This is a genomic window from Acinetobacter sp. 1542444, from assembly GCF_000581835.1.
Classification (GTDB): domain Bacteria; phylum Pseudomonadota; class Gammaproteobacteria; order Pseudomonadales; family Moraxellaceae; genus Acinetobacter; species Acinetobacter pittii.
Genome location: NZ_JEYA01000005.1, coordinates 289,695 through 313,451, shown reverse-complemented (window position 1 = coordinate 313,451; position 23,757 = coordinate 289,695). Strand labels below are relative to the sequence as shown.

Annotated in this window: 20 protein-coding genes; 9 read left to right on the top strand and 11 right to left on the bottom strand. The window is 37.0% G+C overall.

What is annotated here, in order from left to right; all coding sequences use genetic code 11:
* Nucleotides 1–356: 356 nt before the first annotated feature.
* The 4 genes from J580_RS18765 (at nucleotide 357) to J580_RS18750 (ending at nucleotide 4,727) form a co-directional block, all read left to right on the top strand.
* A complete protein-coding gene (locus J580_RS18765) occupies nucleotides 357–1,469 on the top strand; it encodes a hypothetical protein (protein ID WP_032005248.1) in 1,113 nt (370 codons plus the stop codon).
* Between the two features lie 749 nt (nucleotides 1,470–2,218).
* Nucleotides 2,219–3,454 (top strand): inovirus-type Gp2 protein, encoded by a 1,236-nt coding sequence (locus J580_RS18760; protein WP_032005247.1) that lies wholly within the window; start codon nucleotides 2,219–2,221, stop codon nucleotides 3,452–3,454.
* 1 nt (nucleotide 3,455) lies between these two features.
* Complete coding sequence (locus J580_RS18755; RefSeq protein WP_032005245.1) at nucleotides 3,456–4,436, top strand: hypothetical protein; 981 nt, start codon at nucleotides 3,456–3,458, stop codon at nucleotides 4,434–4,436.
* An 18-nt stretch (nucleotides 4,437–4,454) separates the two neighbouring features.
* On the top strand, nucleotides 4,455–4,727 hold the full coding sequence (locus J580_RS18750; RefSeq protein ID WP_032005244.1) for a pyocin activator PrtN family protein: 273 nt from the start codon (nucleotides 4,455–4,457) through the stop codon (nucleotides 4,725–4,727).
* Here the strand turns inward: J580_RS18750 and J580_RS18745 are convergent.
* Complete coding sequence (locus tag J580_RS18745; RefSeq protein WP_032005242.1) at nucleotides 4,711–5,859, bottom strand: tyrosine-type recombinase/integrase; 1,149 nt, start codon at nucleotides 5,857–5,859, stop codon at nucleotides 4,711–4,713. The two genes, J580_RS18750 and J580_RS18745, sit on opposite strands and share 17 nt — an antisense overlap.
* Before the next feature lie 134 nt (nucleotides 5,860–5,993).
* Between J580_RS18745 and dusA the strand changes: the two genes are divergently transcribed.
* The 3 genes from dusA to J580_RS18730 all read left to right on the top strand — a co-directional run bounded on the left by dusA (nucleotide 5,994) and on the right by J580_RS18730 (nucleotide 8,429).
* Nucleotides 5,994–7,010, top strand: a complete 1,017-nt coding sequence (dusA, locus tag J580_RS18740) for a tRNA dihydrouridine(20/20a) synthase DusA (RefSeq protein ID WP_032005240.1) — start codon at nucleotides 5,994–5,996, stop codon at nucleotides 7,008–7,010.
* Between the two features lie 335 nt (nucleotides 7,011–7,345).
* On the top strand, nucleotides 7,346–7,864 hold the full coding sequence (locus J580_RS18735) for a hypothetical protein (protein ID WP_032005238.1): 519 nt from the start codon (nucleotides 7,346–7,348) through the stop codon (nucleotides 7,862–7,864).
* Between the two features lie 169 nt (nucleotides 7,865–8,033).
* On the top strand, nucleotides 8,034–8,429 hold the full coding sequence (locus tag J580_RS18730; protein ID WP_081403721.1) for a hypothetical protein: 396 nt from the start codon (nucleotides 8,034–8,036) through the stop codon (nucleotides 8,427–8,429).
* A 10-nt stretch (nucleotides 8,430–8,439) separates the two neighbouring features.
* Here J580_RS18730 and J580_RS18725 read toward each other — a convergent pair whose 3' ends face one another.
* Nucleotides 8,440–9,339, bottom strand: a complete 900-nt coding sequence (locus J580_RS18725) for a LysR family transcriptional regulator (RefSeq protein ID WP_081403707.1) — start codon at nucleotides 9,337–9,339, stop codon at nucleotides 8,440–8,442.
* Nucleotides 9,340–9,435: 96 nt separating this feature from the next.
* On the opposite strand from J580_RS18725, the gene J580_RS23305 reads away from it, so the two are divergent.
* Complete coding sequence (locus J580_RS23305) at nucleotides 9,436–9,558, top strand: hypothetical protein (RefSeq protein ID WP_002117232.1); 123 nt, start codon at nucleotides 9,436–9,438, stop codon at nucleotides 9,556–9,558.
* Between the two features lie 64 nt (nucleotides 9,559–9,622).
* On the opposite strand, the gene J580_RS18720 is transcribed toward J580_RS23305, so the two are convergent.
* The 7 genes from J580_RS18720 to J580_RS18690 all read right to left on the bottom strand — a co-directional run bounded on the left by J580_RS18720 (nucleotide 9,623) and on the right by J580_RS18690 (nucleotide 19,043).
* Nucleotides 9,623–10,384, bottom strand: a complete 762-nt coding sequence (locus J580_RS18720) for a ThiF family adenylyltransferase (protein ID WP_032005232.1) — start codon at nucleotides 10,382–10,384, stop codon at nucleotides 9,623–9,625.
* A gap of 334 nt (nucleotides 10,385–10,718) precedes the next feature.
* Nucleotides 10,719–13,475: an aconitate hydratase AcnA gene (gene acnA, locus J580_RS18715; protein WP_032005230.1), complete on the bottom strand. Its 2,757-nt coding sequence runs from the start codon at nucleotides 13,473–13,475 to the stop codon at nucleotides 10,719–10,721.
* A gap of 124 nt (nucleotides 13,476–13,599) precedes the next feature.
* Entirely contained in the window at nucleotides 13,600–14,412 is an 813-nt protein-coding gene (locus J580_RS18710; protein ID WP_032005228.1) for a TatD family hydrolase, read from the bottom strand.
* Entirely contained in the window at nucleotides 14,412–15,353 is a 942-nt protein-coding gene (locus J580_RS18705) for an RsiV family protein (protein WP_032005226.1), read from the bottom strand. The genes J580_RS18710 and J580_RS18705 overlap by 1 nt, the downstream gene beginning before the upstream one ends.
* A 90-nt stretch (nucleotides 15,354–15,443) precedes the next feature.
* Nucleotides 15,444–16,286, bottom strand: coding sequence for a hypothetical protein (locus tag J580_RS18700; protein ID WP_032005224.1), 843 nt, complete (start codon nucleotides 16,284–16,286; stop codon nucleotides 15,444–15,446).
* Nucleotides 16,287–16,355: 69 nt separating this feature from the next.
* Nucleotides 16,356–17,948, bottom strand: coding sequence for a peptide chain release factor 3 (locus J580_RS18695; RefSeq protein WP_032005222.1), 1,593 nt, complete (start codon nucleotides 17,946–17,948; stop codon nucleotides 16,356–16,358).
* 231 nt (nucleotides 17,949–18,179) lie between these two features.
* Complete coding sequence (locus J580_RS18690; protein ID WP_032005220.1) at nucleotides 18,180–19,043, bottom strand: hypothetical protein; 864 nt, start codon at nucleotides 19,041–19,043, stop codon at nucleotides 18,180–18,182.
* 326 nt (nucleotides 19,044–19,369) lie between these two features.
* On the opposite strand from J580_RS18690, the gene J580_RS18685 reads away from it, so the two are divergent.
* A complete protein-coding gene (locus J580_RS18685) occupies nucleotides 19,370–19,942 on the top strand; it encodes a TetR/AcrR family transcriptional regulator (protein WP_032005218.1) in 573 nt (190 codons plus the stop codon).
* A 417-nt stretch (nucleotides 19,943–20,359) separates the two neighbouring features.
* Here the strand turns inward: J580_RS18685 and J580_RS18680 are convergent, their stop codons facing one another.
* The gene (locus tag J580_RS18680; RefSeq protein ID WP_005066201.1) at nucleotides 20,360–22,414 is read right to left on the bottom strand and encodes an EAL domain-containing protein; all 2,055 of its coding nucleotides are present in this window, start codon (nucleotides 22,412–22,414) and stop codon (nucleotides 20,360–20,362) included.
* Nucleotides 22,415–22,740: 326 nt separating this feature from the next.
* The gene (gene ilvC, locus J580_RS18675) at nucleotides 22,741–23,757 is read right to left on the bottom strand and encodes a ketol-acid reductoisomerase (protein WP_002115094.1); all 1,017 of its coding nucleotides are present in this window, start codon (nucleotides 23,755–23,757) and stop codon (nucleotides 22,741–22,743) included.

Genomic DNA, 23,757 nt, shown 5'->3' with positions numbered 1-23,757 from the left:
CCTTTTCGAATCTAAGACGACACTACTAATCAAGTAATAATGAGTGATTTTCTAACACTTGATTCAGTCTGTAATAGGTTTATAATCCACTCAAATACATCACCCAACTACTGTTTGTAGTCCAATAATTACAACTAGAAGCTATACCTTACTTTTGACTACCTTTTAAGCAATACTTCATAAGTCGGTACAGAATCATCACAAGTCGGTACATAAATGGAGTGTAGTTTAACGCTTACCCCCTCCACAAATGCTCATAATTCGCTCTCAAGTTAAGCTAAATCATTTTTAAATTTTAAGTAGTTACGAATTATAATATTTACACTTCTTTAAAATTAATAAGTGAACTTGATTACATGGCAACTTCAGCTAAAAAAAATGCTAAGGCTAAACAAGAAACTACATCTACGAGTAACATCAAAAAACTTATTGGTTTAATTGACCAACTTGAAGAACATATTATTAGAAGACATAAATTTCCCTATGGTTTGCCATCAGCCTATGCCGAACACTACAAAGCTTATTTACCTGAACAAATGGAACCTATCAGTGAAGAAATAACGGAGAATGACCGAAAGTGGTTTTATGAACAGCTTGATCAAGGCTTATTAAAAGAATCGCCAGAACAAAAGACTCTCCGTCAACAGGCATGGAGATTACCTCCACCATTACTTCGAGGCGAATCGGAAATTTACATCTACATTCCAGAAGAGGACCGACTTGAACGGCACTATAACGAAATCGCGATTGAAATTCGTAAATTTAAAAACCTAGTATCAACTAAAGTCAGAATATTCAAAAAAACAGAACAAGAAGCTGAGAAACATTTTAAAGAAGCATTTAGTCTCTACTCCAAGCATTATGATTGTTCCTTCTATGTCTACACCCTACCAAAAGAAATCTATAAGCAAATTAGGCAATCTCAATTAGCCCGAAACAGCCATAAACAATCCCAACGGGTAAAAAAAACTTACCTCTCAATTGTTCAACGTTTTATTAAAAGCAATCAAAAAGCTTACTCAAGTATGAAGATGGTTTTAGGAGCAATTGAGGAACAAGCTGTTTCAAAGATTCCAGAATATCTCACTCAAGAATACAATGCTGAAATAGAACATTGCTTACGAAAAAAAGAAGAAGCTGAGTATTTTCTTTTTGCAGCTCGAAATGATCTATCTACAGCGGAAGTCAAAGAAATTGAAAAATATGGTAAAAAAACTGTAATCATACAAGCTCAGAACCGTGATCAACCCCTAACTTCTTTTGCAGGCCGTCCTATCGAACGTTATGAGGAAATAAGAGTATTTTATCAGAAAAAGATTTCTGACTTAGAAGCACAAAAAAGTAAAATTAGAGACTTAGATCAAAGATTAAAATTACTGAATGGAGCTAAATCTTGGTTAAAGAAAAGCGAACCAAACCTATATGATGCGCTGAACAATCTTATAGAAAAGAAAGGTAGAAAACTTTAAGACTCCCCTTCCTACCCCAATAAAAACCCGATTACTCATATAGTTTATTTAGAGCCTGTTAGTTCTACACTGGCATGCTCTTAAAAAAGTTAAAAAAAAATTAAAAGAATAATAATTACAATGAAATTTCTATATTTTAAAGATATTAAAAATAAAAATATCAATAGGTTAAACAAATTCTCCGCAGTTTTCCAAGGGGGGTCAATTTTTTTTTTAGAATTTTCCTTATGCAATAAAGCATACAAAACTTGCTACATAAGGAATCAATATGACTAGCTTAAACCAAAGCCAGCAACACATCAAATTTAGAAGTACATTCAATTGGAAGCTTAGCAATTTCCGAATGTGGATCAATCTAAGAATTGCTCAACGAAGCCGTTTAAATGCTGCGTAACGCAGGACATCGTAACTTTTAAAAAGTCCTCGTATTACCGTCATTTTTTGGTAGAGCATTCTCGGAGTAAAGTGCAATCGGCTTTTCGGTTTAAATACAATTGTAATAAGTAATATTAGATATATGTAATTATTCTAAGAGATACTTATTGTCATAAGCAGTATGCCTTAGCAAATACTGCTTATGGTTTAGATTGATTTAAGTGTGTATCCATGTGAGATGAATACACTCAAGATAGATTAGCCAATACCCACTCTACGCCTACCCTAATGGACATTTCTAAACGATGTCCATAGGTGAAGCTTTTACCTCCTGACGCCTGATACGTAATTAATTATTTGTATGTAGGTATATTATGAAATCTTTGAACCACACAGCTAAACCAAGTCTTCCATCTGTAGCACAGTTCTCAGGTGCTGATAGAGATGCATTCCTAGAACAACTCAAGGAAGATTTTTCAATTCATGAATACATGACAGAAAACGGTAAGACTGAAACATTCAGAACGAGTATAAACCCTGAAGTTGAAACAATGCTCAGTCGTATTGAGTTCATCAAGTATTTTGAGAAAGTGCGCCCAATCGCGTCACTAAAATCTATTCAAAGCTTTAAAAGCAAAGAGCAACTATGTGTTGAGTATGCGAAGGACATTCCACTTTTGCTGAAAAACCAAATTGCGAGAATCTTTGTATTTGCTCACTCTGGCAAGTACAAGATGAGCATTGAGTTACAAGCCTTTAAGGATTCATTCTTAGAACTTTCAAAACAAGAACAATATACCCTTTATGAATTTTCTCTGATTAATCAGTGTTACACATCTGAACAAGCTCAAGCTTATGTTCAAGCTTTAATTAAATTTCAGAAGCTGTTTGCAGCAAGAATGGAGAGTACCTCAATTCGTAAACAGCTTTCGAATCGTGCAACTAATCGACGCCGTTCTAAAGAGCGTTGTATTCAGCTTGTTGAGACACTACTCAAGATCCATTCACGAATCCTTGTTGTGCGAGTAGACCTTGGATTGATACGCGATCCAGCTAAGCTTCAGGAACGCTCTATTTCCCCTGATTTTGCTCGGGCTGAACACGATAGTGAGCTTATGCAAAAGTCTTTAACAAAGTTATATGAAGCATCTAAACATAATCAGCTTAAGTATGCGCTTGGGCATATCCTGCGCCTTGAATATACGCCCGTAAAAGGTCTGCATGTTCACTGCTACTATTTCTTTAATGCTAACGACCATCGTCAGGACATCACATGGGGGCAATATATTGCTGAGAAATGGAAGGTTGCTACAAACAATCTTGGCTCTGCTTTTATTTGCAATATGAAAAAGAATGAGTACCGCTATCGTGCGTTGGGCATTCTGGCTTATAACGACCATGAAATGCTTGAGAACCTCAAAGCTACGTTTGACTACATATGTAAAAATGATCAGTACTTTGCCTTTACTGTTCAGGAGAGACTTCGTAGTTTCCGTATAAGCCAAATACCTGACGTGCCAGATACAAAGCTTGGTCGCGCACGTAAGTTTGAACAGCTTAACCTTCTGGACTCTGATCAATCAGATGATGCTCAAGAAGGAGGACAATAACATGACTAAGTATGCATCAAATGCTTTACTTGCAGCTACACATTCGTCATGCAGCATCCCCCTTATTGGGGCTTACGATCTGATTGGTTCTGAGAAGTCAGCAAAAGCTCTGGGGAGATCAAAAACTACGAGCATGTTTGCAAAACAAACGTCTCAAAATAGCAATCAGGCATTATCTCTCAGTAAACCTGTTGAGTTGATTAGGTCAGCATATCCATTAGTGACAGGCTCCCCTGTCACTAATGGGATGTTATCTGTTCGACTAAAGCCAGAGAATGAATTGTTTATTCAGTTTATTAAACAGATGGGGCCTATGCTTCATATGGGGATTTACTGCCACGATCAGTATTTTTCGAATCAAATTACGGGCTACCAATATATGCTCAACACTAGGCAGTTTAATGAGGATTTAATAGCTTGGAATACAGAACAAGCTCGCACTGAAGAGTTATTTGATTCAACAATGAAAGCTCTATCCAAGGACTACGCAGGTTTCGAAACACACGAGCTATATTTGCCAATGCTATTTACGCTTTCGGCGAATACCCCAATGTATTCGAAACAACAATATTTAGATCAGCAGAAGAAAGAGATGATCGCCATTTTCCTTAATGAAGATGGTAATAATGAGATTATTGCCGTATTTTCTAAATGGGAACTTACACCTCAAGGACAATTAGCTCTCAGATTAGTGTTTTTACTGGAACGCCAGTTTATAGATGATCCTTTTGGTTTGTCTGATGAAAATGCTTTCATTGCCCTACAAGGTAATCTGGAAGGTCTTTTTAATTGCAAAGCATATCCTGCACCTATGCCATTAAACGGTTTTATGCAAACCAATCGCTTTTTTAAAGATGATCCAAAATACAGAGACCTTATTAGGTTGCTTAAAACATACCTAGTTGGCACCGATTCAATCCTTCGAATCTGGGATACACAGTCCAGTTTTGATGTGTTGTATTCCAAGTTTAAAACCAACTAGTTAAGAGGCTATTTCACAATGGGTGTATTCCAGTTAAATACCTCTGATTACCTATTCATGAAATATCGCTCTATGACTGTCGAATTAATGAATATAGTGCAAGACTACTATCCTCATTTAAGTAAGGCAGAGGCGCTGAGAAAGGCAAATAATCAAGAATTTCCTTTCTCTGTCTTTAAAATAGATTCAAGCAAACGTGCACCATTTCTGGTGCACATTAGAGACTTGGCTGATATTTTAGATAAAAAATATTCTGAAGCTGCTAAAGACTTTGCTACGTTTCATCAATGAGGCGTAGCACCTCTTCCAATTGAATTACATTCCGCCTTGATTTCACAGAAACATAACGCTGTAAGCTGCTCCAAGAATCATGCAAACTTACTTTCTGAATTTCAGGTATCGTAAAACTCTGTTCTGCAAGTCTTGTACAGACTTCATGTCTTAAATCATGAAAGCGCAAATCTTCAATTCCCAACATTTTGCAGGCATCACGAAATTCTTTTCCTATGCTTTTCGGATTCAAAGGCAATAAAAGTTGATCATCATACCCCAATTGGAGCATACGGCTTCTCACCTCATTATCTAATAAAAGCTCAACTATTGTTTTACATGGCTCCAACACTTCAAAAGACTTATGATTGCCTTTTGAACCATTCGGATTTTTCAAATCATGAACTTTCCATGAAGAGTGGTAAGAGTCATAATCTTGCAGCCACAAACGTGTTAACTCTGCTTCGCGTCTGCATGAAAAAATTGCAAACCAAATAATTAAATGCATTGGATACTTAGTGCCATACTTATTTAATTTCCAACGCTCAGTAAAGAATTCCGTTAAAGCAATTAACTCTTCATTTGTAGGAAGTCTATCTCTCACTTTACTAGATGAGATTTGGCGAGTCTTTCTAAGTTGTGCTGTAGCTTTATCGAAATTACTTAAATCAACCTCCATACCCCACATAACAGATGCATGAGACAGAACACCTCTGATATGTAAAAGCTCATGCTGCTGTGTACTTGTTGCAATAGGTTCTAAACCAAGATTCGGTACACCTCTCCTTCTTAAGGCAACATGTTCTGCCAAATGTATTGAATGTATTTTTGTGATAATATTGCGCGCGATTGGCAACTTCTTAATTAAGAGTAGAGAATAGCGTTTCGTCCTTCCGTACTCGCTCCCAACTTCATCCAAATATTTATCAATGGCATCTGACAAAGTTAGGTCAATCAATTGTTCTTTGCCAAGTAATATATCTGGATTTTCTTGAATCTCGACTTCTCTTTTTTTAAGCCAGTTCTCTGCCACTTTTTTTGAATGAAATGTTTTGCTTTCAGAATAAGCTGGATAACCCTTTTTATTGATCCGGATAGCAGCTCGGTAATTAACACTTCCATCTGCACCTTTTCTGGCAGTAATTGACCCCATAAATTTACACCATGAACCATTTTTTCCATTATGGTGTAAATTTTGGTGTAAATGCAAACCGATTAACGCAGCTAAACATGGGTTCTCACAGATTCAAACAGGTTGCAAAACACTGATTAAAGGTATGATTTTTAATGACTATTAATAAAACCATTGAAACTATTAAATCTCCAAGAATCAGTGTAGCTCCAATGATGGACTGGACTACAAAGGACTACCGATTCTTTGCACGCTTGTTTAACCCAAACGTTGTGCTATACACCGAAATGGTGACTACAGGCGCGATTTTATTTGGCGATGCAAAACGTCATTTAGACTATAACGCTCAAGAGCACCCAATCGTATTACAACTTGGCGGTTCAAACCCACAAGAGCTTGCCACTTGCACAAAAATGGCTGAAGACTGGGGTTATGACGAAGTCAACCTCAATGTAGGCTGCCCAAGTGACCGCGTACAGAACAATAAAATCGGTGCATGTTTAATGGCAGAGCCAGACTTGGTTGCTGAATGCATTCACAATATGCAAAAAGCAGTAAAGATTCCGGTAACAGTAAAGCACCGTATCGGTATTGATGACATGCAGTCTTACGAAGAAATGCTACATTTCGTAGATACTGTCGCTGCAACAGGTTGTACGTATTTCGTTGTGCATGCCCGTATTGCTATTTTGAAAGGTTTGTCTCCAAAAGAAAATCGAGAAGTTCCTCCTTTACGCTACGAAGATGTATACCGCTTAAAGCAAGAACGTCCGCACCTAACCATTGAAATTAACGGCGGAATTAAAACTTTTGCCGAAACTCAAGCTCATTTACAACATGTTGATGGTGTCATGATTGGCCGTGAAGCCTACCATAACCCTTACCTACTTGCTGAGCTCGGCCAACTTTGGAATTTAGAAGCACCAGATCGATTCGATATTATGGAACAAATGCTGCCTTATATTCAGCAACGCATGGCTGAAGGTGCTCCCCTTTCAATCATTACACGTCATATTTTAGGTTTATTCCAAAACTTACCGGGTGCTCGTAAATGGCGTCAGGCGCTAAGTGGCGGAAACGCAAAAACTTTAGCCGATGTTGAAAATGCAATTCAGAACATGCGAGCAGCTATGATTCGCACTGAAGAGTATGTAAAAGAGCAGCAGGTTTAAGTTGGCGACGACTTCTTAAATTGTAAGAAAATGTGGCATTTTAAATCAGAGACTTAGATTTTGAGTATATTCGCAAATGTTGGAAAAAAATATTCAAATTTAAGCTCTGATTAGTTATTTATTTATAATGATATCAATAATTTAAATTTCACAATTTTTGACCACCTCTTTTGATAAGTATATTTTCGCTCCAAAGCAGACACCTCTGGAAAAAAGATACGTTATTACATAACATACACAAAACTTTTAAGATACGCCTATTAGTATCTCTGAACGCCACAGGTAGGTGGTGATTTTTTTAATATGGATATGGGTAGCACGGTAGAGATTTCACGATGATTATTTATGACGGACAAGTAGCTGATAATTACATGTATCAGGATTCAAATCAGGCAGCCATTGTTGTATCGCACAGCGCACCAAGCCTCCCTTATCCTTTCACCATGAAACCCAATAATCATCAAACTCAAACTTCAACCAACCCACCCATCGATGTAGAAAAGTTTGTAGAAAAATTAGAAAGCGTTACTTCTAGACGCAGTAAAGCTAGATGCGCACGTAGTATCCGTCTTGCACTCGAATCTGCTGGTGCTAATGTTGAAAACCATCCAATCGCAGCTTCAGATTGGGGCGATACTCTCAAAAAGATTGGCTATAAACAAATTGATCCAGCCTTCGACGAACCTCAAGAAGGTGACATTTATATTATTCACAGAACCCGCAACCACGTTTATGGACACATCGCAGGATACACCGGAAGTGAATGGGTCTCTGACTTCAAACAAAATAGCTATGACGTCTATAAAGATGACAGCGTAACGTATACCTATTATCGACTAGGGCAGTCTACCTAAGAACTAGATGTTCAATTACTTTAATTGTTTCAAACAACTGATCCAACGAGTGTTTTAAACCCAGCTTGGCTTCTTTTTTGCTTTATTTTCATATTGTAATTATCAAAAAAAATGATGGAACTTTATGAAAAGAATACTGCTGAGCTTTTACTTACTGACATCGTTTAGCATGACTTATGCCGCCTCTGATACAAACATTATAGAGGTTTTTAAAAAAGTACCCGAAAAACGGATTTATCAAACTCAATATTTATTAAAAGGGACGACTCCTCAAGCTCGAATCCATGTGATACGAAAACAATATTTAAATGGAATACTAGACTGTCCTTCCCTGATTTATCACGACAAGAAGAAAATTCTATCTTTGCACTCATTTGAAGAGGCAACATTTTTTCTAGAGCCAGATCGTTACTATATTCGCTATGAGATTAACAATAGTGGTTGTATCAATTTGGAATTTTACCAACTTAAGCGCCCCAAAATGGACATCCTATCTCAGGAACGTCAATTAGAAGGTGATACGGAATATACATTTTCTATTAGTGAACATATTGGGCCACAATAATTATTTCAGCTCACACTTCCAGCAGATGGTAGATCTGCTCAACATAAGGGTGAATCAGATCACTCTGGTTAGTTCTGTAAGCTAAAACCACTTCAGATAAAAGATTCTTATTTTCTAGAGGAATCAACTTTACATTTTGGGGTAATATTTGCTCAAACTCTTGAGGAACAATGCTAATACCCAAATTTGCAGCAACTAACTGTAATTGGTTTAGCTTACGTGATTGGATCGTCGCTGCTTTAGGCCAGAAGCCAGCCCCTATACACAAGTTTGAGACTAAATAACTCAAACCTCCCCGCTTAGGATGTGGAGTCGAAACAAAATATTCATCTTTTAAATCTTTTATCTGGATACTTTGTGTTTCTTTAAATTTAGGGTGATCAATATAAACAGCTGCAAATAATGGCTGCTCATATAGTTTCAAGGTCGTTATTTCTTCAAGGCTATGCAGAACTGGTGGTCTAATCAAACCAATATCAATTTCCCCATTCAGTAAAGCCAAAATCTGTTGCTCAGATGACAAGGTATTTATCTCAAAATTTATTTCTTGCGTTAAGCTAATTTCTTTTAATATCTGAACCTTTTTATCATCCATAATAATACTGCTCGAATGAGCAATTTTAATCTGACGATTTTTTCCTTCTGCAATATTCTTAGAAACTCCAATGATCTCATTTAAATAATGCATATTATCTTTAATTTTTTTATAGAAGACCTCTCCTGCCGCCGTGAGTTTTACTTTCTTATCAGTACGATCAAATAACTGAAAATCAATTTCTTCCTCTAATAGCTTCATTTGCCGACTTAAAGCAGACTGAGCAATGAATAATTTCTCTGAAGCAGCAGTGAAACTCCCTTCTTCAACAATTTTTATAAAATATTGGAATTGTTTTAATGTGAGCATAACCATCTCAAAATTAGATTATTAGGTCTATTTTATATATTAGATTAGATAGATAGCCTTCGCTAGAATTTTATCAAGACCATTCAATTGATTGAATTATTCATGAAGTATTTAAAAGGGTTTGTCATTTTCACCGTTGTTGTTCTAATTTTATGGTGCTTTAAATTTTATGATCAGCAGTTACCCACACAACCCCAGCAAGACAACATAGAGCTGTATGATTAAATAGTTTCTCTCAAAAATAAAAAGGCATGCACTTACATAAGCACATGCCTTTTCAATATTTAAATTAGGCTTTCTTTAAATCAAGCTTTTTCAAAACTTCAGCCACAGCAATCATAGCAAAGCTTGAAGTCACCACTACCGCTGACCCATAGCCACCACAACGTAATCCCGCCGATGGGCAAACATCTGCACTAGAAAATGGATTATCGATTGAGTAAATACAGGTAATACCAAATTTCTCTTTTGGCTTTTTACAGATGCCTCGAGCACGAAGTTGACTCCGTAGCTTCGCTAACATTGGGTCTTGTTCTGTTTTTGATAGATCGGCCACGCGGATTTTAAGTGGATCGAGCTTACCACCTGCTCCACCCGACACAATTAAAGGAATTTTATTAAAACGACAATGAAGCATTAAAGCCAGTTTTGCTTTAACGTCATCGATGCAGTCCAAAACAATGTCTGGTACAGGGTTTAAAAGCTCCGTGACATTTTCAGACGTTAAAAAGTCATCAATAATATTAACTTTAATACGTGGGTTAATTTGGCGACAACGCTCCGCCATAATCTCAACTTTTTCACAACCCAGAGTTGATGTCATTGCAGGTAACTGACGATTCACATTTGATGCTGCAACCACATCCATATCTACTAGTGTAATCTCACCAATACCTGTACGCGCTAAAGCTTCTACCGCCCAACTACCGACCCCACCAATACCAATCACCATCACATGACTTTTTTCATAGTGCTGGAACGATGAATCACCATAAACTTTGGCTACACCTGCAAAACGGCGGTCATATTCATCTTGTTGGAGATCGGTCATTGCTGCTCTTTGAGGGGATATAAAACACGGAGAGTATTTTACTGCTTTTCAGAAGAAAGTGTATTTTAGATCAAAGAAAACTTGAGACTGTAATATTTAAACTCACGACAAGTCTTATGATTATTAATCAAATTATACGGCTTAAGATTTAAACTATTGATTACTAGTGTGACAGGCGGCATGGATGCCGCCCAGTTGGGCTGCGGTATAAGGACATACCGTCAGCCCGACAAAGGATTTTTGTTACTTTTTATCCTTAAAAAGTAAAGATATGGCTATATACCCAACATTAGCTCATTCATATTCATTACAAGACTGTACAAGCTTAGCCAATTTATGAAGCAATCAAATTCCGAAGTACATAATGCAAAATACCACCTGCCTTAAAGTACTCAACCTCATTTAACGTATCAATTCGACATAACACATTAAAATGACTGGCTACCCCATTTGGCCCTTTCACATCAACCTCAAGAATTTGATGAGGCTGAACGCCATCAGACAAACCTCGAATTGATATCACCTCATGACCAGTTAAGTTGAGAGATTGTCGAGTTTGTCCATCAATAAACTGTAATGGCAACACTCCCATACCCACCAAGTTTGAACGATGAATACGTTCAAAATTTTCGGCAATGACAGCCTTCACGCCTAATAAGTTTGTTCCTTTGGCAGCCCAGTCACGTGAAGATCCTGTTCCGTATTCTTTACCAGCAATAATCACAAGCGGTGTATGTTCTTGTTGGTAACGCATTGCTGCATCATAAATAGCGAGCTTTTCACCACTTGGCACATGAATGGTATTACCACCCTCTTCACCACCTAGCATCTCATTTTTAATACGAATATTGGCAAAAGTACCTCGCATCATGACTTCATGATTACCGCGTCGAGAACCATAAGAGTTAAAGTCTTTTGGTTCAACACCTTGCTCTTGCAAATATCGACCTGCTGGGCTGTCTTTTTTGATATTACCTGCCGGTGAAATATGGTCAGTTGTTACCGAGTCACCAAGCACTGCCAAAATACGTGCCTGTTCAATATTTTTAATCGGTTTGGGAGGCTCACCAATACCTTCAAAGAACGGCGGATGGCGGATATAAGTCGAATCATCCGCCCATTCATAAGTTTTACTTTTCGGAATCTGAATGGATTGCCAGCTTTCATCACCATCAAACACCGCAGCATATTCTTTATGGAACATCTCTGTATTTACTTTCTGTAAGACAGCATCAATTTCTGCCTGACTTGGCCAGATATCTTTTAAATAGACAGGTTGTCCATCTTTACCTTGCCCAATAGGTTGCGTAGTCAAATCGGTACGAATATTACCAACTAAACCATATGCCACTACCAAAGGTGGCGAAGCAAGCCAGTTTGTTTTAACTAATGGATGTACGCGTCCTTCAAAGTTACGGTTACCAGAAAGTACTGATGCAACATTTAAATCATGGCATTGAATTGCATCTTCCACTGGCTCCGGTAGTGGACCTGAGTTACCAATACAAGTTGTACAACCATATCCCACCAAGTTATAGCCCAACTCATCTAAATACGGCGTAAGTCCAGCAGCCAGCAAATAGTCAGTCACGACTTTAGAACCTGGTGCAAGAGAGCTTTTCACCCACGGTTTACGCTGCAAACCTTTTTCAATCGCTTTTTTAGCAAGTAAACCTGCTGCTAGCATTACACTTGGGTTAGAAGTATTGGTACAAGAGGTAATTGCCGAAATAACAACATCACCATGATTTAATGGATAAGTTTTTCCTTCAATCACGCAAGAAGGACTTTCATGTTGGATATTTGCTTTTTTTGCCTCGACAGCAGTACCGCCACCACCTTCATTTTCTAAACGCTCTTTAGCTTCTTTGGCTGGTTTTAAAGTTAACTCCATCAGCGCATTAAACGTTTTCGGCACCTCTGATAAAAGCACGCGATCTTGTGGACGTTTTGGACCTGCCAAACTTGCCTGAACTGTACTCATATCAAGACTTAAAGTATCGGTGAAAACAGGTTCATCACCCGCATTACGCCATAAACCTTGCGCTTTGCTATACGCTTCGACTAGTTCAATACGATCACTTTGACGGCCAGTTAATTTCAAATAACCCAAAGTCACTTCATCAATCGGGAAGAAACCACAAGTCGCACCATACTCTGGTGCCATGTTGGCGATGGTCGCTCGGTCAGCCAGTGGTAAATCGGCTAAACCATCACCATAGAACTCTACAAATTTACCCACAACTCCTTTTTGGCGAAGCATTTGAGTAATGGTCAGCACCAAGTCAGTTGCCGTAATTCCTTCCGGTAGTTTTCCTGTCAATTTAAAACCAATGACCTCAGGAATAAGCATAGAAATGGGTTGACCTAACATAGCAGCTTCGGCCTCAATCCCCCCTACACCCCAACCTAAAACACCTAAACCATTAATCATGGTGGTATGTGAGTCTGTACCAACTAAGGTGTCAGGGAAAGCAAAGGTTTGTCCATTATCTTCACCTAGCCACACCGCTTGAGCCAAATATTCTAAATTGACCTGATGGCAAATCCCCGTACCCGGTGGCACTACACTAAAGTTATTAAATGCAGATTGTCCCCAACGTAAAAATTGATATCGCTCACCATTACGTTGCATCTCGATTTGTACGTTTTCTTCGAAAGCTTGATCATCGGCAAAATAGTCGACCATGACAGAGTGATCAATGACTAAGTCTACAGGAGATAAGGGATTAATTTTTTCAGGGTCGCCACCCGCTTGCGCCATCGCTGCTCGCATTGCAGCTAAATCAACCACTGCAGGCACACCCGTAAAATCTTGCATTAAAACCCGTGCAGGTCGATATTGAATTTCTTGATCTGAGGTACGGGTTTTTAGCCATTCTGCTAAAGCATGGATGTGTTCCGTTTTAACGCTATGCTGATCTTCAAACCGTAATAAGTTTTCCAATAATACTTTTAAAGATTTCGGCAGTTTGGCAATATCCCCTAGCGTTTTCTCTGCTTGGGCTAAGCTAAAAATCTGATAATTGCTGGAACCTACTGTTAGCGTCTGTAAAGCATTAAAACTATTGATATTGCTATACTTAGCCATTGGGTTATCCTCCCACGTCTGGCAATGTTATTTTTCACGTTTTTACATGTTGTTTTCTTACTTTAAGCTTCTTTTTTAATCGCTGTGTTTTGTTTTAGTTACTATTTCTAATCTTTGATTTTTATTACGATAATTTCAATGCAGTGAGAGAGTTTTTCCACAGCAACTCAGCCAAATCTGGCTCTGACATATTTAAATTTTCAGCCAAACTTTGTAGAACGTAAGGTAAATTAACAGGGGTATTACGAGTTCGCTGTTCTGTTGAGGTTTGACAGCAAAGCGGTGTCATATCTGGACAATCTGTTTCAATCACCAAGTGCTCTGCACCTATAGCCTGCACAACGGTATGAAGTTTTTTTGCATTTGGATTGGTAATTTGCCCCGTCACACCAATTTTAAAACCAAGCTTGATAAGACCCTTAGCCTCTTCTACCCCACCACTAAAGGCATGAGCAATTCCGCCAAATTTAAATTTTTGAGCTTTTAATATAGCAAGCACATCACCGTGCGCTTTTCGAATGTGGAGTAACACTGGTTTTTGGTATTGGGTTGCAAGCTCTAACTGAGCTGCAAAATATTGTTTTTGCTTTGCATATACATCTGGCTGCTTATGTTCTTTCAAGAAAGTATCTAAGCCAATTTCACCTACAGCCACGCAGTTTTCTTGCTGCAAGATTTGTTCAAGATGAGAAAGATGCTCTGGTTGATGCTGCTCAATATAAAATGGGTGTAAGCCTGGTGCTAAATAAGAAGTAGGCACATTTTCCCAACTTTTTAACTGATGATGAGTCTGCACCAACTCATCAAAACGTGACTGTAGAAAGCCAATTAAAACCAAAGCATCTACACCCACTTTTTTAGCCTCGAGTGCTAATTGCTGCCGATCTTCATCAAAATCGGCAACATCGAAATGGGTATGGGTATCAAACAAATGCATTAGCCAGCACTTTTTGCAACTGGTGCCGAAGCTGGTTTGGCTTTAGGCTGTGGCAAATATTCTTCTTTCAATACATCTTGCAATTGGTCATAAGGAATGACTAATCGAGGGAGTCCAACCACGTATGGGCCAATTTCATACTCACCGTATTGAAGGATTAAACCTTGCTCACCCAACAAGAAGTTATTAGATAATTTAAATGGCCATGCTTGTTCATAGTCAGCAACATTATCAGCTAATTTAGAGTCCGTCACCCATGTCTTAAAGGCGTCATGGGCTAACTTCTCTAAAGCTGCTTTTTGCTGAGGACGTAATAAATCTTCAAGCTTAATTTGCTTTTGCTCTTTTAAATCAAAATTACAATAATGCTGTGCAGCAGAGCCATGAGCCCCACCTAAATAACTACTACTGTTAAGCACTACAGTTACAACTTTACCTTGAGCCTGCAAAATCTTAGGTTTAACTAAAAGATTAATCTGATGATTACTACTTAAAGCCTTTAACTCATTATCTAGATCAATAAATGAATTTGCATACCGTTGCACCTGTGCATCAAAGCTATTTTTTTGCTCTGCACCCGCTACCGCTGAAGCTTCTGACTTTTGTTCCGTTTGCGTGCCCTTAGCATCAGGTTCAGCAATTTCTAAAATTTGATTTAATGTACTTAAGATTTGTTGATCTATAATTTTGTCAATAAAAGGAAAATTACTTTGTAAACGTTCAACTGTGAATTCTGGACAAGTTTTACCATCACAATCAGGTAAAACCACCTTACTAAGAATTGTTTCACCCTTCAAAGTCAACTCTACTGGCTTTTGTTCTTGAACAGTTGATTTCTGCTGCTCTTGAGAATCTTTAGGATCAGCTTTAGGTTGGCATGCTGCCAAAAATATAGCAGAAGCAAGCAAAGTTAATCGTAGTGAAGCTTTAGAAGATAACATCATATTTTGCCTTTTATTCTAAGGAGATTACGCTATGCCTTTCTAAGAAATTAGCGCATATAAATAGAGGTTGCAAATTCTGCTACCATCTTAAAACATTTGTTCATAAACCTCGGGTTGTAATATTCTTTTGGTCTGTTCTTTAGATAAATAAATATCGAGCTGTGGAGCTTCTTTAGTAATCTGGTTTGCCTGATAATGTAAGCCAACCCCTTCACCATCAAAGAACCAATCTGCCTGTCCCCAATATAAAGTTTTTGGTGCTTCTTTCTTTATGTCAGCAGTCTGCTTTTTTAACCAGTCTTGATAGGCCACCTGCACCATTTGATGCACAGTAGTTTGTTGATCTTTTTTCAAAACATCTAACAAAGTTAAGCTCTTATGCAGTTTGCGGTCGGCCACAAAAAAGTAATAACGGTCTTTAATCGTGAGCTCTTCCTGCTTGGTATCAAGTCCTAATTGCAATAAAACATATTGGTTACGCTGCGATGCAATACGGGTATGAAGATGCAATTCATAAGCCCGATTCTTTGAATATTTATCTTGCCATTCATCAGACTTTTTAACATAAGCATTAACGGCTTGCTGCAAACTTAAGTCTTTTTTCAAATCAATTTGATCTTGAATTACTTTAGCCTGACTTTTCGCGATCCATTCATTTAGCCATGCATCTTGAGTCTTTATTGTTTGAATATCGACATCAATACAATTTTTCTTCTCACAAAATGGCAAAGCATAATCAGCTTTTACTTGTTGCAAGTTTAGAAATGGTAGTACTTCCGCTTTCTCTATATTTTGATTTTGGGTAGAAGCTGATTTCATTTGAGAAGATGATGAAGGTTGAAAGCTTTTCCAGACAAAAAGGCAAATAGCTAAAAGTAATATGATTACCGCAACTAAAAGTGCAATAACTGTCTTTCTATTCAAATTCATTTCATCATCCTTTCTTATTTTTCAAAACAAAACAGCTTCTGTTCGAAGCTGTATGTCAAATCTCAAAGATTAGTGTTCACGTGTGTTACGGAACTGAATATCAGGCCAACGCTCTTGCATAATCTGCAAGTTGACACGACTTGGTGCAAGATAAGTTAAGTGACCGCCACCATCGATAGAAAGCTGATCATGGGCTTTTTTCTTAAATTCATTGAGAATCTTGTCATCATCACAATGAATCCAACGAACCGTATTAACACTTACAGGCTCATACACGCAGTCAACTTTATATTCTTCTTTCAGACGGTAAGCAACAACGTCAAACTGAAGTACACCAACTGCGCCCACAATCAAGTCATTGCTAATTTGTGGCATAAATACCTGAGTTGCACCTTCTTCAGACAACTCTTTCAAACCTTTTTGCAATTGTTTTGACTTTAATGGATCTTTCAAACGCACACGACGGAACATCTCTGGCGCAAAGTGAGGAATACCTGTGAAATGTAGATCTTCACCACTTGTGAAAGTATCACCAATTTGAATTGTGCCGTGGTTATGCAAACCAATAATATCACCTGGCCACGCTTCTTCTAGATGTTCACGCTCACCCGCAAGGAATGTCAATGCATCACTAATACGTACATCTTTACCAATACGTACATGATTCATTTTCAAACCTTTCTCGTATTTACCTGAGCAAATACGCATAAAGGCAATACGGTCACGGTGTTTCGGATCCATATTTGCTTGAATTTTAAATACGAAACCAGAAAAGCCTTCTTCTTTTGCATCAACAACACGCTCTTGTGTTGGATGAGCTTTAGGTTCTGGTGCCCAATTCATAAATGCATCTAATACATGGTCAACACCAAAGTTACCTAATGCTGTACCAAATAGAACTGGAGTTTGTTTACCTTGTAAAAATAATTCGCGGTCTAAAGGTTCGTTCGCCATTTGTACGAGCTCAAGTGACTCTTCAAAAGATGCCCAAGCCAACTCACCTACTTTTTCACGGATATCTGCGTGGTCATAACCTTCACGTACTTCAATATCTGTAATCGTTGAGCCAAAGCCTGCTTTGTAGACATACAACTTATTCTCAAGAATGTTGTATACACCCGCAAAATCACGTCCCATCCCTAATGGCCATGTAATAGGTACACAACGAATATTAAGGACATTCTCAATTTCATCCAGCAACTCAAGTGGTTCACGAATCTCACGGTCCATCTTGTTTACAAATGAAATGATAGGAGTGTCACGCATACGACAAACTTCCATCAATTTGATGGTACGCTCTTCGACACCTTTTGCACCGTCAATCACCATAAGTGCCGAGTCAACAGCGGTTAGAGTACGATAAGTATCTTCAGAGAAGTCTTCATGCCCTGGTGTATCGAGCAAGTTAATAGTATGACCTTTATATGGGAACTGCATAACCGAAGTGGTAATGGAAATCCCACGCTCTTTCTCCATTTCCATCCAGTCAGATGTAGCTGCGCGGTCAGATTTACGGCTTTTTACCATCCCTGCAACTTGAATTGCTTTACCCCATAACAGTAATTTCTCTGTCATGGTTGTTTTACCGGCATCGGGGTGGGAAATGATGGCAAATGTGCGGCGTTGAGCAACCTGTGCCGCTAACTCATCTTTAAAACTCATGAAATACACCTACTGCGGAGATTGCAGTGCCAAAGACTTAAAGTCGATCAAAATAAAAATTGGCGTAATTGTAGCAGATTTATAGAAGTGTTTAATGATTGTTGATAAGCCATGAGCCACTCACAAGCTTTTTAAATACTTTTTTTTAAATATGGCTTAACGTCTTAGAAATTTTATAATAAAAAAGCCCATCTGATCGTAGATGAGCTTTTTTAAGAATTAGTAGAATAGTTATGCCAGTTTTTTTTCTTCAATAAATTGGACATCTGCAATTTGTGCATCCCAGAATTCATTCCATAAAGCACAATAATCAATACATAACTTGGTTAAGCTTTCATAATCATCTTTTGTAATTGCTTGCGCTAACGCGAACCAAAGGTCATCTTCATGATCATCGTCAGCAGCCTCTGATGCTTCATCAGTAGATACCCCATGAACATGGTAATAACCCCCACCTTCAACATCAATATTCACAAATTTGGTTGCTTGTCGTAATGGAGGACTAAAAAGAATGACTTCTTCTTCTGCAACAGCTAATAACGCCACAACATTAATATAGCTATCATAAGAAGACTCTAAAAATGATCTAACCTGATCTGCAAATTTTGATGGTTTATAATTACGACGGTCAAGTTCCGTTAAACCATAATCATTAAGTAAATCTTCATATAAAGGATAATGAGCATATTCAGGATTACCCAGATAGTAATTATCTTTGTCTAAACCAGGGCGAAAGCCAAACTCATCAAGTATATTTAAACTTAATAATACCCGTGGATACATCTTCGCTCCAGAGTGGAGTTTAGGTTCCAATTGTTTTGTTAAAAATTGAGCCTTTAATAGAGCGTCAGTAAAAATTTGTACAATCGCATGACGATATTCTAAATGGATAAGAGTCAAACGTTGTTTATCAAGATATCCATCGTTTAACAGCTCAATAGCAGGATGATTACAAACTGGTAACTCTGCAATTGTTTTTCTTAACTGTTTAAGAAATTGTAAATTTTCATCCCATTGTTTTGCAGGAATACTATTTTTCATCCCCTGCAATGCTTTTTCTCTTGGATTATTAAAGTCTTCAAATTTTTTTAACATAATGATTCTCTGTAAAAAGTTTTTCTTATAGTTAAGTTATAGGCTCTCTCTTTATTACAATTTTGCATTCAATTGCTAAAATAAATTCCGCACACCCATACTTAACAAGTTGATACTATGTGTATTATCTCAACAAATCAACGGATTAATTAATAATATTTAAAAAAGTAAACTATTGCCAATTAAATATATAATATGTTGTTTTTTAAATTAACCAAGCTATTGAATAAATATAATTTTTTAAATACTATAAAATAAGTTTTATTTAAGCTTATACACTTTACAATAGCAAAGTTAATCAAAAAATATCCGCAACGGGGAACCCGATGACAAAAAGAGAAACTATTATAACAACAGCAACATCCCTCTTTAACCAAAAAAGCTATACTTCTATTGGTGTTGATCGCATTATTGCTGAGTCAAATGTTGCAAAAATGACTTTTTATAAATACTTTTCTTCTAAAGAAGCCTTAATTGAAGAATGTCTTTATAAAAGAAATTTAGAGATCCAATATTCGATATTGGAAAAAATAAAAAATACCAACAACCCATTGATTAAATTAAAAAAAATATTTAATTGGTATATCAACTGGATTAATACAGATGACTTTAATGGCTGCTTATTTAAAAAAGCGACAATCGAAGTCATGCAATTGTACCCTTCTATTAAGCATCAAATTAATGAGTATCGGGAGTGGATTTACTCATTAGTTTTCTCAGCTCTTTCAGAGTTAGAAGTAGAAAACACAAAAATCCTAACAGGGCTCTTTCTTAACATTGTAGATGGAATCATTATTGATGGTACTATAAATAAAGGAAAGATTAATCCAGAACAAACGTGGTCTTATATAAACAAAATTATTGAATTAGAAACAGTTCGAGAGTATGCAACTATTTAATTTATAAATTAATTAAATATTTATATTTTAATAAATATAAAAAATATTTTTTTAACTCGGTGGAGTCTACTCTCCAACTCCACCAAAAATCTATTCAACCCCTAAAAATTAATATTTTTATTTAGTTCTATCTTCATCAATTTCAATTATTATATAAACTTCATAATACTTTATAACAACCCTTTTCACCTCTTATATTTTATAAAATACAAACATCAATTTATTAGTATTACTTTATACTTGCAGTATATATTCATAAATTATTATATGTAAAATACTCAACTAACTGAGAAGCTAATACTATTCACTACTACAAATATATAGGTGTGTTTTAGAAGATAAATTTATTTTAATTAATTGTTCTTTAAAGATAAAATTAAAAGGAAATATTAGGTTTAAAAATCGATATAGAAAAGATTAAGCGAAGTGAGCGCCTTGAGATTCAATCAGTTGATCGACGTGAACAGGCATTCCTAATAAATAACCCTGAAATTGCTGACAACCTAAACGCGTTAAAATCTCAACTTGCTGTTGAGTTTCCACCCCTTCCGCTGTTACGGTTAAACCCAACTTTTTAGCTAAATGTATTATACTTTCTAATATAACTTCTTCTTTTGAGCCTGGTTTTAAGTCAACAATAAAACCACGATCAATTTTCAATTCATCTACAGGTAAATCTTTTAAATATAAAAAGCTTGAATGACCTGTTCCAAAATCATCAATTGCGACTCGAATGCCCATATCACGTAGTCGCTCACAAGCTCGAATACTTAAATCGATATGTCGCATTGCTGTTGATTCAGTAATCTCAACAATTAAGTGATGAGGTTGAATTTGATATTTTTTCAATAATGCTTCGAGTGTACTAAATAATTTTTTATTTTCGAACTGTAGTGCAGATAGGTTTACTGCGACTGGATAAAATGGGGTGTTACTGCGTTCCCACTCTTGAATTTGCAGGCAAGCTTGCTCAAGTGCCCAATATCCCATTGGAATGATCAAACCCGTTTTTTCTGCACCTTCTATAAACATATGCGGTGTGAGTATTCCTAAAGCTGGATGATTCCAACGGATTAATGCTTCAACGCCACAGACTTCAAGATTCGTATTAAATTTTGGTTGGTAATATAAGATGAACTGCTTTTCTTCTACGGCCTTATAAAGATCATTGATCAGTTTTGACTGACTTCTCGTTTCTTGTTGATGGGTTGAATAACTAAAGATGGTGTAAGTATTTCGGCCTTGCTCTTTAGACATGAGCATCGCGGCATCAGCGTTCATGAGTAAGTCCTGAACATTTTGTCCGTGCTCAGGAAATAGTGCTACCCCTAAACTTGCAGAGATATTAATTTCTTTACCAGAAATCTGATAACTCTCTTGAATCAGCTGTAAAACTTTCTCAGCCAAAATAACTGCTTCATCGGCATTTGTATTTTCGGCAATAAGCAAAAACTCATCACCACCAATTCTAAGCAGTTTGCACTTCTCATTGAGTTGCCAATGTAAGCGGTTCGCCATCTGAATAAGTAATTGATCCCCCACATGATGTCCAAATGCATCATTCACCGATTTAAATCGATCTAAATCAATGTATAAGAAAGCAATTTTCTGGTCTTTGTATCGATGATCTGAAAGTAAGACTTCAGCATAATCCACCAAATAAAGGCGGTTAGGTAATTTAGTCAAATTATCTTGTATAGATAGGTTAGCTAATTCTTTATTTGCTTTGCGCAGCTCTAAATTCTGTTGAGTAAGGCGTTGCTCTAACATTGCAACAATAAAACTTGCTACGAGTACCAAACAGGTGACTAGAATAATTGTAAATAATAATAAGTCATGCTCAGCCTGATATTGGCTAATAAATTTATCAGTAATATTCGTCGCAATAAGCGCTGTGTAGTGCATCCCCATAATACTTAAGGTCATCATAACCGAAAATGCGATTTTTAAAGTTAAGCGATATCGTTCCGTGTCTTTTAATTTATAGGCGAGTAAAAACGCTAGCCCTGAACCACTCATCGCAATTAATACAGAAAATAAGAGTAAAAACGAAGTGTAATCTTTTTTATAAACATTAATATTCCAGCCCAACATGCTAATGTAATAAGAAGCTGAAATTCCGATTCCCATAATAATCGAGCTCAAAATGAGTCTAAATAAAGGGAGCGTAAAACGCGAAGTCAACCACATCGCAATGCAAGATAACAATGCACTAATGGCATAAGAAATTGCAATTAAAGGAATATTAGAGTGAGCTGTATCAAACAGATGATAAGCCTGTATACCAACAATATGGACGATGCTAATTGCTAAGGCGAGTAGCAATCCATTAATAAATAAAATTAAGGATTCAAATTTCTTATAGACTTGCTTGAATATTAGCTGCTCCATGGAAATTACAATATAACAAATGAAGCCAGCTGCAATAAAAGAGCCGACGATCAATGTGCTATCGTAATCAACATGACCCATATTGGACTTCCATGATTATTCAATACTTTTTTTTATTTTGTTCAACTCATTGCCCAAAATACAATTAAACATGTTAAAGAAATTTTAGTAAATTTGACTTATTCAGTCAGTTATAAACAATAACATTATCTATCTTTTGGTCAAGTATTTTTTACTTTATAAATCAATAAAGTAAATAAAATTTAAGCAGCCAATTATATGAAAAATATAGAATTTATTTAATCTAGTCAAGTTGGCCTAATCGCAATTTTCACATTCAAATAAAATAGTATAAATAAAGAACCCTGCTTAAAGCAGGGTTCTTTTAAAACGTTAGATAAAGAAAATTAGTTCTTTTCTTTGTCTACGATTTTATTCGCTTGAATCCAAGGCATCATCGCACGTAACTTATTACCAGTTACTTCAATACCATGTGCAGCATTTTGACGACGACGAGCAGTCATAGATGGGTAGTTTAACGCACCTTCTTGAATGAACATCTTAGCGTACTCACCAGATTGAATACGTTTCAATGCATTACGCATTGCTTCACGAGATTGTTCATTGATTACTTCAACACCAGTTACATATTCGCCGTACTCAGCATTGTTAGATACTGAGTAGTTCATGTCAGCGATACCACCCTCGAACATTAAGTCAACGATCAATTTAAGTTCGTGTAAACATTCGAAGTAAGCCATTTCTGGTGCATAACCAGCTTCAACTAAAGTTTCGAAGCCCATTTTCACCAATTCAACCGCACCACCACAAAGAACTGCTTGCTCACCGAATAAGTCAGTTTCAGTTTCTTCACGGAATGAAGTTTCGATAATACCTGTACGGCCGCCACCTACGCCAGAAGCGTAAGAAAGAGCAACGTTACGTGCATTACCAGAAGCATCTTGGTGGATTGCGATTAGGTCAGGAACACCTGAACCACGTTGGAACTCTGAACGTACAGTGTGACCAGGTGCTTTTGGAGCAACCATGATTACGTCTAAATCTTTACGTGGAACAACTTGGTTGTAAAGAACAGAGAAACCATGAGCAAATGCAAGAGTCGCGCCTTCTTTGATGTTTGGCTCAATCACGTCACGGTAAAGTTGTGATTGAAATTCATCTGGAGTCAAAATCATTACGAGGTCAGCTTGCTTAACAGCAGCAGGAACTTCTGCAACTTTAAGACCTGCATTTTCAGCTTTCTTCCAAGAAGCTGAATCTGCACGTAAACCTACAGTTACGTCTACGCCTGAGTCTTTAAGGTTAAGTGCATGAGCATGACCTTGAGAACCGTAACCAATAATCGCTACTTTCTTGCCTTGGATGATTGATAAGTCACAGTCTTTATCGTAAAAAATTTGCAT

What these genes read in the sequence shown, in the direction of transcription:
- J580_RS18765 (WP_032005248.1), top strand. Translation starts at nt 357, where the DNA reads ATGGCAACTTCAGCTAAAAAAAATGCTAAGGCTAAACAAGAAACTACA.
- J580_RS18760 (WP_032005247.1), top strand. Translation starts at nt 2,219, where the DNA reads ATGAAATCTTTGAACCACACAGCTAAACCAAGTCTTCCATCTGTAGCA.
- J580_RS18755 (WP_032005245.1), top strand. Translation starts at nt 3,456, where the DNA reads ATGACTAAGTATGCATCAAATGCTTTACTTGCAGCTACACATTCGTCA.
- J580_RS18750 (WP_032005244.1), top strand. Translation starts at nt 4,455, where the DNA reads ATGGGTGTATTCCAGTTAAATACCTCTGATTACCTATTCATGAAATAT.
- J580_RS18745 (WP_032005242.1), bottom strand. Translation starts at nt 5,859, where the DNA reads ATGGGGTCAATTACTGCCAGAAAAGGTGCAGATGGAAGTGTTAATTAC.
- dusA (WP_032005240.1), top strand. Translation starts at nt 5,994, where the DNA reads ATGACTATTAATAAAACCATTGAAACTATTAAATCTCCAAGAATCAGT.
- J580_RS18735 (WP_032005238.1), top strand. Translation starts at nt 7,346, where the DNA reads ATGATTATTTATGACGGACAAGTAGCTGATAATTACATGTATCAGGAT.
- J580_RS18730 (WP_081403721.1), top strand. Translation starts at nt 8,034, where the DNA reads ATGACTTATGCCGCCTCTGATACAAACATTATAGAGGTTTTTAAAAAA.
- J580_RS18725 (WP_081403707.1), bottom strand. Translation starts at nt 9,339, where the DNA reads ATGGTTATGCTCACATTAAAACAATTCCAATATTTTATAAAAATTGTT.
- J580_RS23305 (WP_002117232.1), top strand. Translation starts at nt 9,436, where the DNA reads ATGAAGTATTTAAAAGGGTTTGTCATTTTCACCGTTGTTGTTCTAATT.
- J580_RS18720 (WP_032005232.1), bottom strand. Translation starts at nt 10,384, where the DNA reads ATGACCGATCTCCAACAAGATGAATATGACCGCCGTTTTGCAGGTGTA.
- acnA (WP_032005230.1), bottom strand. Translation starts at nt 13,475, where the DNA reads ATGGCTAAGTATAGCAATATCAATAGTTTTAATGCTTTACAGACGCTA.
- J580_RS18710 (WP_032005228.1), bottom strand. Translation starts at nt 14,412, where the DNA reads ATGCATTTGTTTGATACCCATACCCATTTCGATGTTGCCGATTTTGAT.
- J580_RS18705 (WP_032005226.1), bottom strand. Translation starts at nt 15,353, where the DNA reads ATGTTATCTTCTAAAGCTTCACTACGATTAACTTTGCTTGCTTCTGCT.
- J580_RS18700 (WP_032005224.1), bottom strand. Translation starts at nt 16,286, where the DNA reads ATGAATTTGAATAGAAAGACAGTTATTGCACTTTTAGTTGCGGTAATC.
- J580_RS18695 (WP_032005222.1), bottom strand. Translation starts at nt 17,948, where the DNA reads ATGAGTTTTAAAGATGAGTTAGCGGCACAGGTTGCTCAACGCCGCACA.
- J580_RS18690 (WP_032005220.1), bottom strand. Translation starts at nt 19,043, where the DNA reads ATGTTAAAAAAATTTGAAGACTTTAATAATCCAAGAGAAAAAGCATTG.
- J580_RS18685 (WP_032005218.1), top strand. Translation starts at nt 19,370, where the DNA reads ATGACAAAAAGAGAAACTATTATAACAACAGCAACATCCCTCTTTAAC.
- J580_RS18680 (WP_005066201.1), bottom strand. Translation starts at nt 22,414, where the DNA reads ATGGGTCATGTTGATTACGATAGCACATTGATCGTCGGCTCTTTTATT.
- ilvC (WP_002115094.1), bottom strand. Translation starts at nt 23,757, where the DNA reads ATGCAAATTTTTTACGATAAAGACTGTGACTTATCAATCATCCAAGGC.